Source organism: Lyngbya sp. CCY1209 (assembly GCF_035615495.1).
In the GTDB taxonomy this organism is placed as follows: domain Bacteria; phylum Cyanobacteriota; class Cyanobacteriia; order Cyanobacteriales; family Microcoleaceae; genus Limnospira.
In genome coordinates, this window is the sequence record NZ_JAJENU010000571.1 from 1 (window position 1) to 12,585 (window position 12,585).

13 protein-coding genes are annotated in these 12,585 nt (G+C 54.2%); 3 read left to right on the forward strand and 10 right to left on the reverse strand.

Features of this window, described 5'->3' with window-relative positions; genetic code table 11:
* Nucleotides 1–283: 283 nt before the first annotated feature.
* The 4 genes from LKE08_RS20010 to LKE08_RS20025 all read right to left on the reverse strand — a co-directional run bounded on the left by LKE08_RS20010 (nt 284) and on the right by LKE08_RS20025 (nt 3,780).
* The gene (locus tag LKE08_RS20010) at nt 284–1,528 is read right to left on the reverse strand and encodes an HhoA/HhoB/HtrA family serine endopeptidase (protein ID WP_324706019.1); all 1,245 of its coding nucleotides are present in this window, start codon (nt 1,526–1,528) and stop codon (nt 284–286) included.
* A gap of 331 nt (nt 1,529–1,859) precedes the next feature.
* Nucleotides 1,860–2,150, reverse strand: coding sequence for a hypothetical protein (locus tag LKE08_RS20015; RefSeq protein WP_324706020.1), 291 nt, complete (start codon nt 2,148–2,150; stop codon nt 1,860–1,862).
* A gap of 27 nt (nt 2,151–2,177) precedes the next feature.
* A complete protein-coding gene (locus LKE08_RS20020; protein ID WP_324706021.1) occupies nt 2,178–3,167 on the reverse strand; it encodes a DnaJ C-terminal domain-containing protein in 990 nt (329 codons plus the stop codon).
* A 172-nt stretch (nt 3,168–3,339) separates the two neighbouring features.
* Complete coding sequence (locus LKE08_RS20025) at nt 3,340–3,780, reverse strand: Hsp20/alpha crystallin family protein (protein WP_324706022.1); 441 nt, start codon at nt 3,778–3,780, stop codon at nt 3,340–3,342.
* Nucleotides 3,781–4,358: 578 nt separating this feature from the next.
* Here LKE08_RS20025 and LKE08_RS20030 point away from each other — a divergent pair.
* Nucleotides 4,359–4,565 carry a glycogen debranching protein gene (locus LKE08_RS20030; protein ID WP_324706023.1) on the forward strand — a complete coding sequence of 69 codons (207 nt, stop codon included), beginning with the start codon at nt 4,359–4,361 and terminating at the stop codon, nt 4,563–4,565.
* Here the strand turns inward: LKE08_RS20030 and LKE08_RS20035 are convergent.
* The 6 genes from LKE08_RS20035 to LKE08_RS20060 all read right to left on the reverse strand — a co-directional run bounded on the left by LKE08_RS20035 (nt 4,562) and on the right by LKE08_RS20060 (nt 10,051).
* On the reverse strand, nt 4,562–5,932 hold the full coding sequence (locus tag LKE08_RS20035) for an AAA-like domain-containing protein (protein WP_324706024.1): 1,371 nt from the start codon (nt 5,930–5,932) through the stop codon (nt 4,562–4,564). The genes LKE08_RS20030 and LKE08_RS20035 overlap by 4 nt on opposite strands.
* Before the next feature lie 880 nt (nt 5,933–6,812).
* Nucleotides 6,813–7,217, reverse strand: coding sequence for a peptide-methionine (R)-S-oxide reductase MsrB (gene msrB / locus LKE08_RS20040; RefSeq protein WP_324706025.1), 405 nt, complete (start codon nt 7,215–7,217; stop codon nt 6,813–6,815).
* Between the two features lie 184 nt (nt 7,218–7,401).
* Complete coding sequence (locus LKE08_RS20045; protein ID WP_324706026.1) at nt 7,402–7,830, reverse strand: DUF2996 domain-containing protein; 429 nt, start codon at nt 7,828–7,830, stop codon at nt 7,402–7,404.
* 173 nt (nt 7,831–8,003) lie between these two features.
* Nucleotides 8,004–8,891: a hypothetical protein gene (locus LKE08_RS20050; RefSeq protein ID WP_324706027.1), complete on the reverse strand. Its 888-nt coding sequence runs from the start codon at nt 8,889–8,891 to the stop codon at nt 8,004–8,006.
* A 16-nt stretch (nt 8,892–8,907) separates the two neighbouring features.
* Nucleotides 8,908–9,405 carry a hypothetical protein gene (locus LKE08_RS20055; protein WP_324706028.1) on the reverse strand — a complete coding sequence of 166 codons (498 nt, stop codon included), beginning with the start codon at nt 9,403–9,405 and terminating at the stop codon, nt 8,908–8,910.
* A 223-nt stretch (nt 9,406–9,628) separates the two neighbouring features.
* Complete coding sequence (locus LKE08_RS20060) at nt 9,629–10,051, reverse strand: hypothetical protein (RefSeq protein WP_324706029.1); 423 nt, start codon at nt 10,049–10,051, stop codon at nt 9,629–9,631.
* A 138-nt stretch (nt 10,052–10,189) separates the two neighbouring features.
* Between LKE08_RS20060 and LKE08_RS20065 the strand changes: the two genes are divergently transcribed.
* Both LKE08_RS20065 and LKE08_RS20070 read left to right on the forward strand, forming a co-directional pair.
* Nucleotides 10,190–12,016: a S8 family peptidase gene (locus LKE08_RS20065; protein ID WP_324706030.1), complete on the forward strand. Its 1,827-nt coding sequence runs from the start codon at nt 10,190–10,192 to the stop codon at nt 12,014–12,016.
* A gap of 156 nt (nt 12,017–12,172) precedes the next feature.
* Nucleotides 12,173–12,394 (forward strand): hypothetical protein, encoded by a 222-nt coding sequence (locus tag LKE08_RS20070; RefSeq protein WP_324706031.1) that lies wholly within the window; start codon nt 12,173–12,175, stop codon nt 12,392–12,394.
* The last annotated feature ends 191 nt before the right edge of the window (nt 12,395–12,585 follow it).

Genomic DNA, 12,585 nt, shown 5'->3' on the forward strand with positions numbered 1-12,585 from the left:
TCAGTAGGGTGGGTTAGGCGCGGCAGTAATTTTTCTGAAAAACCGACAACTTTTCATTCGCGCCGTAACCCACCATTACAGATTATTTCAGGGAACGCACCCTACAATTAAGTCTGAAGTCCCCCAAGGTTGGGGGATTTAGGGGGCTGAAGTCCCCCAAGGTTGGGGGATTTAGGGGGCTGAACTCCCCCAAAGTTGGGGGATTTAGGGGGCTGAATTACCCCCACTTTTTTGGGATTTAGGGGGCTGAACTCCCCCAAAGTTGGGGGATTTAGGGGGCTTGCTACTGCCGCAAATTCGCATCCTGAAGTTCGCCCGGACGAATGGCGATCGCCTCCGTTCCATTCCCCCGCCGCACTTCAAATCGCAGCGGCTTTCCGATTTGGGATTTCTCCACAATTCGCTGCAACTGATCCGCCTCCGTGACGCGATCGCCATCAATTTTAGTAATCACGTCGCCGCGACGCAAACCCGCCCGTGCCGCCGGACTGTCCGGAATCACCTGCACCACCAAAACCCCCTCAATTTCGGGAACCAAAAGCATCGAATTGGGGTCGCTGTTAGCTTCCTCGGCAATTTCCGGAGTCAGAGAAATCATCCGAATTCCGATGAACGGGTGGGGGATTCTTTCGCCCCTCGCCAATCGATCTTTAATTTCCTTCGCCGCATCGATGGGAATGGCAAATCCGATGCCCTGTCCGTCCGCCCGGATCGCCGTATTGATGCCGATCACTTCCCCCCGTTCATTCAACAAAGGACCGCCAGAATTTCCGGGGTTGATCGCCGCGTCGGTTTGGATGAATTCCAGCCGCTTATCCGGGATTCCCACTTCCGAACTGAGGCGATTCAGGGTACTGACAATTCCCAGGGTGACGGTATTATCCAATCCCAAAGGATTTCCCACCGCGATCGCCCAATCTCCCACCTGAACTTCCGCAGAATTGCCCAGTTTCGCGACGGGAAGATCCGTTCCTTCCACCTTCACCACCGCCAGATCCGAGGGTTCGTCGGCACCTTTGACTTCCCCTTGCAATTCCCGTCCGTCCCGCAGCGTCACCGTCACGCGATCGGCCCCCCGGACGACGTGGGCGTTGGTTAAAATAACGCCATTGCTGTCAACAATAAAACCCGATCCTTGCCCCCGCTGCTGGTATTCTTTCGGGAACTGAGGAAAGCCATCGTCACCGAAAAAGCGGCGGAAAAACGGGTCGTCAAAAAACGGGTCCGGGAGATTCGTGGAAACCGTCCGTTCCGTATCGATCCGCACCACCGCCGGCCCGACGCGGTTCACCGCCATCGCCACAAAATTGCCCGCCCGTTGGGGTGCGATCGCCACCGATTCCGGTTCAGCAACAGGGGCGACAGCAGCAACCTCCGCCACCTGCGGACTCGTCGCCTTGGCGGGGGGCAGAAACACACCGGGGAACACCCGCAGCGATGCCAGGGTCAGCCCCACGCTCAACACCACGGCGATCGCATAACCGCCCCACTGGCGGAACAGATTCGATTCTTTTTTGCTATCCTGCATTCACGATCCTCCAATTTTCATCCTGTTTTTAAAAACCGAAAAAACTTCTATTATACTATAGCAATTTTCAATGATTCGCAAAAATTTGATTCGCTAAAAGCCCCCAGAATTGGGGGTTTGGGGGCCAGAATTGGGGGTTTAGGACCCCGAAAATCGTCCCTCATCAAAGCCCCCAGAATTGGGGCTTTGGGGGCCAGAATTGGGGGTTTAGGACCCCGAAAATCGTCCCTCATCAAAGCCCCCAGAATTGGGGGTTTGGGGGCCAGAATTGGGGGTTTGGGGGCCAGAATTGGGGGTTTGGGGGCCAGAATTGGGGGTTTGGGGACTCATACTATCCGATCGCCGGCCACAGAACCCGACTCGCCGCCTTCAGCCAGCGGTTCGCCCGTTCCCACCATCTCGGCGCCTTTTCCTCCACCACTTCCGAAGCGATCGCCTCCACGTCGATAACCGTCGAATTTGCCCATTCTGCGGTATCGAAATTGCGGATCGGACGAGTCGAATACATTTTCGCCCCCGCCGCCGCAGGCCCTTGTTTGCCACTCCGCCGCACCCGCCCCATTTCATCGATCCAAAGATATTCTACCGTTTCAAACCGGTCAAAAATTGTGCTGCTAGTCATAATTTATCCCTCCTGAGATTCCCAATTCTACAAGCTGATATTTTCCAAATTTTGGCGGGGATTGAAATTGCCGATTTTCCGCAATTCTTCGTACAACTCCCGCTGGCGATCGCCCACTTGTTTCGGCGTCACCACCTTCAACCGCACGATCTGATCGCCCCGTTCCTTCCTCTTCGGAACCGGCCAACCCTTCCCCCGCAGCCGCAGGGACTGCCCCGAATCCACCCCCGGCGGAATCCTCATCGTCACCTGTCCGTCCGGCGTCGGAACCTGAATTTCCCCTCCCAAAACCGCCTCTTCCGGAGTAATCGGAAGTTCGCAGATAATATTATTTCCGTCGAACTGGAAAAATGGGTGGGGTTCGAGTTCCACTGTCAGATATAAATCCCCCCGTTTCTGAGAAGTGGGGCTGACTCCCCCCTTCCCCTTCACCCGGATGCGACTGTCCGGTTTCGCCCCCGGCGGAATCCTCACCCGGATCGTTTCACCATCCAAAGTAAATTTCTTTTCTACCCCCCGAAAGGCTTCCGAAAACGTCAGCGGTAACGAGGCGGTAAAATCCCTGGGGGGAATATCGCGATAACCCGCATATCCGCCCCCGAAAAAGTCTCCGAAATCGTCAAAACCGGCGGAATTTCCACCCTGAGAATAGCCGTAGGATTGGCGTGAAGATGCCCCTCCGAACCGCCCCAGCAATTCGTTGATAAAGTCTTCAAAATTGCCGTACTGTCCGAAGTCGAAATCTTCAAAACCACTTCCCGGCGACGTTCCCTGACCCGCCTGTTGCCAATACTGGCCGAAGCGATCATACTTCCGTCGCTTCTCCGGATCGGTCAAAATTTCCTGGGCTTCGTTGATGTCTTTGAATTTCTGTTCCGCCTCGCGATTGTTGGGGTTGAGGTCGGGGTGATATTTTCTCGCCAACTTCCGAAACGCCTTTTTTATGTCGTCGGTGCTGGCATTTTTATCCACCCCCAAAATCCCATAATAATCTTTGTAATCCGTCGTCGCTGGCATGGGCGATACCTCCCAATTTCTCTACATGATAACAAAGTTGGGAATCGGGTCAAATGCTCTCCGACCTGTGCCGCCCCATTCCCAACTTATTGATTCTCATATTAACAGTCTATCCGTTGTTGCGCTTTAGCGCTTCCACGGGCTGAAGCCCAACAACAAGATTATAATTGATTTACCCGAGTTCGACTTTCACCACCCGGTGCTTCTCTTCCTCGGCTTTGGGAAGGGTCAAGCTGAGAATGCCGTCTTTGTACTCTCCGCGAACGTCGGTATTTTGAACCCGAACCGGAAGGGGGATCACACGGCGGAATTTGCCGTAGCGGAATTCGCTGCGGGTCACGCCTTTTTCTTCCGCGTGGGTTTCGGATTTCCGTTCGCCCCCGATCGCGATCGCATCCGCCGTCACCTGCACGTCAATGTCTTCGCGATTCATTCCCGGCAATTCTAATTTCAGGTGCAATGCTTCGGGAGTTTCGTGGAGTTCGGCCGGGGGAACGAAGGCCGCGCCGACATCTTCCGTGCTGGTCGTCAAACTGTCGAACAGGTGGTTCATTTGACGTTGCAGAGTGTCGATTTCCCGGAAGGGTTCCCAACCAAAACGAACCAGTGCCATTGTCTTGTCCTCCTGTTTAAAATCCCTGTCGGTTTCTGGGTGCGCTTGCTACCCGCTTGATTTCAAGAATAGTCCATTCAACCTTCGATGTGGATTCGGTTTTAACCACTGAAAAGATGGGAATAGCCGAACCACGATCGCACCCCCGCAATGGTACGCCAAACCGAACTTTGCCGGTGGGGTTGACATCACCTGATCATTGATAATTAATAATTTTTGAAAAAATCGACGCCGAATTTTGGGGAAAGGGGTTGACATTTTTCCGCCGGGGGGCGATAATGATTCCGTGGGGGTAACACGCCCATACACATGATTAAATAATCAACATAGCGATCGCAGGAATTACGAGAAAAGGACAAGAGTTTGAAAGCTACGTTTTTTAAAACGTAGATGAAAAACGAACGGCGACTTGAGTCGCCTTGAAAAATAAGTCTAAAAAGTTGTCATTTCACCTCTTACCTCTTACCTCTTGCCTCTTGCCTCTTACCTCTTGCCTCTTACCTCTTCACCCATTCCCCACTCCCTGCTGTAAAATATCCCTATCCCGCAGAAATTTAGAAAGACTGAGGACATCAAACATGACGATTTGGGTCAACGAACAGATCGATCCGTCCGGCATCATTTATTCCTGCATCGCCTGCTGCGACGAAACTCAGGCGAAAGACTGTCACGAGACATTTAAAAACGATCTGACGGACGCCCAAAAACAACTGGGTTGGGTCGCCCGCCTGCGGACCGTCGAATCCTGGGACGATGTACCGGTGAGCGCTTTAAAACTTAACTAAAAACGCTCCAATTGGCTGCCAAAATATCGCCGGTAAAGCTCGCAACTGACCGTAGCGTGATCGCCCTCCAGATTCACCAGCCCCATGCTTTTGAGTTTGAACCCCGACACCTGGTCGAGTCGGATCGGTTCGGTCGCCTGCACGGTTTTGCGATACGCGATCGCCAACTCGGGATTTTGCTGCAAGTGCCACAATTGCATATGCAGGTGACGGCTGTAAATTCCCGTTTCCCTCGTCGCCTCCGACAGCAAATTCGGGAGGGGGACATTCCGAGTCATGGCTTCGTAGAGCGCCAGCCGCACCAGATAGGGAAACCCCCCCACCAGTCGGCACAACTGCGTCAGTTCCTCCGAACTCAACTGCAACCCGTGGCGGCTGGCCAACTCCACAACCTGCACCGGGGTAAAGGGCGGCAACTCCAGGGAATGCCCGACATTGAAGGGGGATTGGTTGGTGTTTAAGGGGATGTAAACGTCCGTGGAGTGGACGATGAGCAGCCGCAGTTTCCGCCAAATCCCGATATCTCGGGTTTCTTCGTGCCAAGACCGCAGCAATGTCAAAACATCTCTGGCCAGGGAGGGGTGCTCGAAAAGCTGGTTCACCTCATCCAAAGCCAGGAGCAGGGGGGAGTCAATTTTTTCGAGCAAATATTCCTGAAAATAGAGCGAACAACTCACCAACGCCCCCATATCTTCGTCCCAGAATTCATCCAACAGGGAAGGCAGTCCCATCTGTTGCGCGACGTTGGCGCACAGCCACCGCAAAAACCTGTCCGTCGAGGCGAACAGCTCACTTTCAACCTGGTTGAAACTGAGGCGGACCGGAGTCAAACCCTGCCCTTCCCCGTGGGCGAGTACCCGGGCCATCAGCGAGGTTTTCCCCATCTGTCGGGGCGCCTTGATGCGGAGCAGCACCCGGGGTTGTAAAATTTCTTGATAGCAAATCGATTCGATGGGCGGGCGCTCGATGTAGAGTTGCGAAGCCAGGGGGACCTGTCCCTCGGGAGACTCTATCCCGATGCCGCCGTCCCCGGAGAGCGGGCCGGGTTTTGACATAGGGTCCGCCCTCACACTCTCGCCCCCAAAATTTCCGTAACCGCTCAACTGATTTTCGAGAAGCGACCGGCAGTTCGTTTTGCTCACCTTTTCCCCGAGGATGTCGGAGAGCATTTGCCAGAGCCGGGGGGCCACCCCATTTTTTAAATATCTGGGGGAGTAGCCGTTTTCCGTAGCAATTTCGTCGTAGGTCTTTTTGAGATTTTGCAGCGATTCGTCCAAGACCACTTTTTCGATGTAGCTGAGAGGGTTTCCCCGCCTCGAGAGTACCAATGCTTCTGCAAACTGCAGCAATTTTTCGCGATTTGTCATGATCGACCAGCCTGACCCTTAGAACATGGGAGATTAAACCTATTATAAGGCGATCGGTCGATGCATCAATTTTTTGAGAACTCAATTGGGAATTTCCCAAACATCAACCACACCCGGGTATCAACTCGCGTCGGTTCTGAAAGGGTTATCGAGCAATTTTTTTTGATTGATTATCGATTTGATGGGGATGACAGGAAGATCTCGTTCATCAGGGAAATTACAGGGGTCGCGGTAACTTTTTTGACATCGCCGTAGATCTTCAAAAAGAGGCATCGGCTAGGGAGATAAATAAACGGATTGCCCCTGATGCCGGGATAGAACCGATCCGAGACCTCATCAAGGTGAGATCGAATCGCATCCCAGCGCATCGGGAGAGCCAACCCAGAGCCAGCGCGATCGCCAACCCAATATTGAGCTGAGAGAGAGTCGTTTTTGGTGAGATGCTACGAAAGGCTAGTTGCTCTTTTTACTCTCCCTTCAACTGTCGTCCATTATGACAAACTATCCGCACCGGTGAGAATACATAAAGTTAACATCTTTCCGACTGTAACTTTCATCACAAAATATATCAGTCGATCCCATTGACGATCCTTGATGGAGAGAACGAATGGAGCCGCGATCGCTTGTCAGTCCTGATTTCAGAGATTTACCTATCATTAAACGTGCAATTTGTCAATCCACAAACTTCACAAACTGTGGCGTAAATTGCCAAATAAGAAGTGACTTTTGTGGCTCGGTCAAATCGGTTCCAGAATCGCCCCACCCATCATTGATTTTATCCTTTATTTCAAGCCGAATTCCGTTTGAATTGAAGGCGATCCAAAGCGATCGCACACATCAGCCCCGAAACGACGAGGCTGACATTTGGGGCCGAGAATCGCTAGGAATCGCCTTTTTTATCGAAATCCAACGCCACCGAATTCATGCAGTAGCGCTTTCCGGTCGGGGCTGGACCATCGTCAAAAACGTGGCCCAGGTGGGCATCGCACTGGGCACAGAGAACCTCGGTGCGGCGCATGAAGAGGCTATTATCATCCTCGTATTGTACACTATCTTCACCGACGGGCGCCCAAAAACTCGGCCAACCCGTCCCTGAATCGAATTTGGTATCGGAACTGAACAACTCGTTGCCGCAACAAACGCAGCGGTAAACGCCCTTTTCCTTATTGTCGTGATAGGGGCCGGTAAAGGCCCGTTCCGTCCCCTTCTTTCGGGTGACTTTAAACTGCTCGGGCGTGAGCTGTTCCCTCCATTCCGACTCACTTTTTTTAACTTTTTCCACCATGATTCGACACTCCGATTTTTCGTCTACTTGAAGTTGAGGTCATCTGTATCCTAACGCGATCGCCCGAAACTGACAGGTGAGGTTTTCACCATCGTCGCAACGCCCCAAAATGAAGAAGCCGAAACCCATCCGATTTCGACTCCCATTCCAGTATCCCGAAGTGCGACTTCAGCTCAGATATCGGTCAATTGAGCGCCAGCCACTTTTGGGCGTTGAGCCGCTGCACCACGCCGAACACCAGCAAATCCAAATTGATGCGGCGCTCGTCCCCCAAAAACCCCTCGATGCTGCTCGGTTGCGTGCCGTCCGCCGCCCAGGAGAAGAACTTGGGCCCCTTGATATCCTCGCCGGGAAAGTACACCGTAAACTGGCGGCGGCCTCCGAGCCAACTGCCCTTCACCTGCGGGCACTCCTCCGCAATCTTCAGACTCGGCGGGAACTTTCCATTCACGAATTGCAACTGCAGATCTTCAATTCCCTGTTCCTGAAGCGCCGTTTGCAGGGCCGGAACATAGTGCCCCTCCATAAACTCCGGAAACGGCTTGTCTTCGACGGCGGGGGGTTTCTCCTTTTTGGCCTTAGCCGCGGGTTTTTTCTGTTCTTCTTCTGACATCGATGCTTCCTTATTGAAATTCAGCCACAAGCTCCGGCGGAGCATTGCCGATATTTTATCGCGATCGGCTAAATTTCCGGCAACCCTATAAGGTTGCCCCCACAAAGCAGAAACATGAAACAGTGGTGGGGGCAGTGCCTCTGTGCCTGCCCTCCAACCGATTTCCCGAACGGCTAAATCTCCGCGTAAGCTCGTTCCACCAGCCGCCGCGCCAGGGTTTGAATGCCGGTGTGGGTGTAATAATTGGTGGTCATGTCCAGGAAGGCGCCCACATAGTCCAACTTGTCATCGGCGATATCCACGAAACCCTGCAAATTTTTGACCACCTTCTCCGGGGTCAGATCGCGATCGCCCACAAAGCCACTCATCCAACCCGTCACCGAATTGAAACTTTCCTGGACGAAATTCAACTTCCCGGAGGCGTCGTCCCCCGGAATCATCGGGTTGATGCGTTTGAAACCCTCGCTTTTCTGCAATTCCGAAGGCGTCAGACCCGAAACGATCTCCAACACCCGCTGAATGAAATCGGGTCCGAGGGGGATCAACCCGTCCAAACACACCAACGCCGCCATCCGCATCAGGGACTCGCCGCTGTAGTCCGCCAGGGACCCCACGAAATCCCCGATGCTGTCCCCCGGAATGCCGTTAATTTGGCAAAACGCCACCAACTCCGCCACCACCTTCAGGGACAAGTCGATCGCCTGGGCTTTGTCCGCCTTGGGGGTTAAATTGCCCAGAAATCCCAGAAAACTAACATTTTCGCTGACCTTATTGGCTAATGCCGCCGTCCCCAATGCACTCCCCGCACTGTCGATTTTCTCGTACAGCCACAGCGCCCTTTGGTAGCCTTCCGACTTGTCATTGTAGAGCCACAGGGCCCGTTCGCTGATATCCTGAATTAATCCTGGGTCGTCCTCCCCGGTGACGGTTTGGACTGTATTGGCGAAACCGACCACATTTTCCCACTGGCCGGGAACGGCAAAATCCAGGCCCTTCAAGACCATGACGGTGATGCCGCCGGTGGGCAGGTCGTCCACCAATTCGATGATAGATTTGCTCACGGTGAGACTCCTATAATTAACGCAATTTGGATAGACCGTTGAGATCGAACTGTTGCAGCCAAGCTTCACGATCGCCCGGCGCCATCGATGTTGACTGCACCTTCACCTGAAAGCGATCGCCCACTAGCAGCGCCGTGGTATTGTTGCCGACGGTGGTAGCGGGATAGCCCGCGATCGTCTGGCCGCTGTCCCGAAACTTGTTGAGGGCGCTGGGGTTATTGGCGACATCGTTGATAGACAGCATCGCCAATTCCGTCCCCCCCTGGGAGAGTTTCGCCTGGGCGAACCCCTGCTTTTCCTGGCGGAACGTAATTTGATACTCCCCGCCACCCTTGGGAAAATATCGGTTGAATTTGCCGCCCGCGATCGGTTCGGCGGTGGCCACATCCGTCGCGGTTCCCCCGGTTCCCGCGTTTTGGGGGGGTGCGGTGGTCGTTGCCCCGCAAGCCGACAGCAGCAAAGAGAGACTGAGGACGAAAGCGCAGAAAAATCGTGGCAAACGGTTAAATATCATAAAGTTCCCCATTATGGAACGACGGGCGAAACCAATCGCCCCAATATCAGTTGGTTTGATTGTATGCCACGGCGGGAATTGATTCGGATCTTTTCTTCCGCAGATTTCGCAGATTTCGCAGATTCAGTGGAAAAATGAAAAATGAAAAATGAAAAATGAAATTTTCCCCATTCCCCATTCCCCATTCCCCATTCCCGACTCCCTAATACCGACTCCCGACTCCCTACTCCTGCATCGGTTCCCAAATTTTGAGCAAATACTCGCACCACTGCGCCGCCAGGGGAATCTCCGTGAAGGGGATGCGGATGGGGTCGGGTTGCTCTCGCATGATAAATTCGAGTTCGACGGATTTTCCCTTGGGTGGGGGGGACTCGAAATCCACCGATTTGTTATCCACCAACAGCCAGATTGATTGCACGTCCTTGAGAGAAAAGGTTTCCAGCTTGACCGGGCCCTGGCGGGTGGGCTGGCCCCAGGTCAGTTCCGTCCCCTTTTGACCCAACACGGCATAGATATCATATTTGGCTTGATCGAATGGTTCCGCCCAAATTTTGTAGGCTTCGACTTTCTGAAATTCGTTCCACCCCGACCATGCCAGTCCGATAAATACGGCTAGGAGGGGAAGCCACAGCAAACCTCGTTCCATAATTTACCCGTTTACTTATTTTTGCAATTCTCGTCCGACATCGGAGATGGCGGATAGAATGGGATCACCGATCCGATTTTTGTCCCGTCTGTGCGCTTGCAGCCGGACAAATCAGCCGTTCTGTATGGCGAAATACCGATGAAAAGATTTTTACTACTGTGCTTGTTCTTGCTTGGGTTGGGCTGGGCGGTTTCTAACTTTACCGGCTTGGCAACCCGAGGCACATACGATTCGATTGTACTGGATTTCCGGGAGGAGTTATCCCAGACGGAAATCGCCGATCGCGTCCGGACGATCGCCGATCGCTACAATGTGGTCCCCCACCTCAACAGCGACTTCTCCCAACGGGATAACGTCTACGTCGTGCGGGGCGATCGCGACTTGCTCAAATCCCTGAGAAAATCCTTCCGGGGAGACACGGAGGCGATCGAACCCAACTATATTTACAGCATCGACACCGAACCGGTCAACGTCGGCGCGATTATTTTCGACGACATGGACCGGTTCCCCGACGATCCCCTCTACGGCAAACAGTGGAACTTCCGCAGCATCAATGTGGAAGAAGCCTGGAAGGAAACCCGGGGGGATGGCGTCACCGTGGCGGTGATCGATACCGGAGTCAGCCAGATTACCGATCTCAAAGATACCGAATTCGTCCCCGGTTATGACTTCGTGAACGATCGCGTCCAAGCCTCCGACGACAACGGACACGGCACCCACGTCGCGGGTACCATCGCCCAGTCCACCAACAACGGCTACGGCGTGGCGGGAATTGCCCACCAAGCCAAAATCATGCCCTTGAAGGTGCTCTCGGCCGGCGGCGGCGGGACGATCTCTGATATCGCCGAGGCGATCAAATTTGCCGCCGACAATAATGCCGATGTGATTAACATGAGTCTCGGCGGCGGCGGGGAAAGCGCCCTGATGAAAGAGGCGATCGATTACGCCTACGATCAGGGTGTCGTCATTATCGCCGCCGCGGGCAACTCCGGACAAAATGCCGCCGGATATCCGGCCCGCTATCCCAAGGTGATCGGCGTTTCGGCGTTGGATTCCCTGGGCAACAAGACCCCCTATTCCAATTTCGGCGCGGGTGTGGATCTCTCCGCCCCCGGCGGACTCACCCAGGGGGAAAATCAAGACGGCGGCATCCTCCAGGAAACCGTGGACCCGGAGAACGGCGGATCGACTTTCGCCGCCTTCCAGGGCACCAGCATGGCTTCCCCCCACGTCGCCGGAGTCGCGGCGTTAATTCGGGCCACGGGAGTGGACGACCCTGAACAAATTTCCGCCATCCTGAAAGAGTCGTCCCGCAAGGTGCAAGAAGACCCCCTCAACCACTTCGGGGCGGGCCAGTTGGATGCGGCGAGTGCGGTGCAAGTGGCCCTGCGCGGACAGATCACCTTCCGCGACTTCTTCCGCTGGCTGCGGGATAGTGGCTATCTGAACCCCCGCTTCTGGATCGACGGCGGCGCGGTGGCCCTGTTGCCGAAAGTGGCGATGGTTGTGGGTTCTTACCTGCTGGCCTGGTTCCTGCGGAATTATTTCCCCTTCCAGTGGAGTTGGTCGATGGCCAGCGGTTTGGTCGCCGGAAGTGGCGGTCTGTTCTTCCTGCGCGGCTTGTATATCTTCGATTTGCCCCAGTGGCCGATGCGGGTGATGGGTTCTTCGGTCCCGGAACTCGGCGGCGCCATTCAGGGCAGCGGGGTGTTGAATCCGCTATTTGCCAGCGTGTTGATTCCGGCGGTGCTGGTGGTGCTGTTCCTCGGACATCCGCAGTGGAAGTGGGCCGCGATCGGAACCACCATCGGCGTGGCTAGTTGTCTGGCGGTGAGTGCGGTGATTTCCCCGGCGGTCTGGGGCTTGGGCGGCGGCGCGATCGCCCGTGGTTTCTTGATCGTCAATGCGCTGCTGTGTATCGGTTTGGCACGTATGGCACTCAAGACTGAAACGAAAGCGGCGTGAGATTGGCCCCCTAAATCCCCCAACTTTGGGGGACTCAAGCCCCCTAAATCCCCCAACTTTGGGGGACTTCAGATTCCGGTTCCCCCCAGAATTGGGGGGCTAGGGGGGCGAGAGCGTTTAAACGCTCTTTTTTTTGATTATTTTGGAGTACAAAAAATGACGATAACGGTCGAAGGTGTGGTTGAGAAAAAAGGTTTCGGAACTGGAACTTGGGCGTTGGTTAGTAGCGATCAAACCTACGAGTTGAAAGATGCGCCGTCGGATTTGAAAAAGGAGGGACAGAAGGCGATCGTGCAGGGTATCGTCCGGGAAGATGTGATGACGATGGCGATGGTGGGGCCGGTGTTGCAGGTGGAATCTTTTGAAGCAGTTGATTAGTTGTTATATCAGATCCGGTTATTGACCCGCTCCCCCTCGATCCCCCCCCAGCCCCCCCTTATTAAGGGGGGGAGTCCCAAGCATCCCTCGATTTTTGGGTATTTATAGCAACGAGCGCTCGTGTATCAACAGTTTCAATCGGGCTAGAAACCTTGAAACATCGATGTAAAGGTCATTTCAGTTTCCTATTG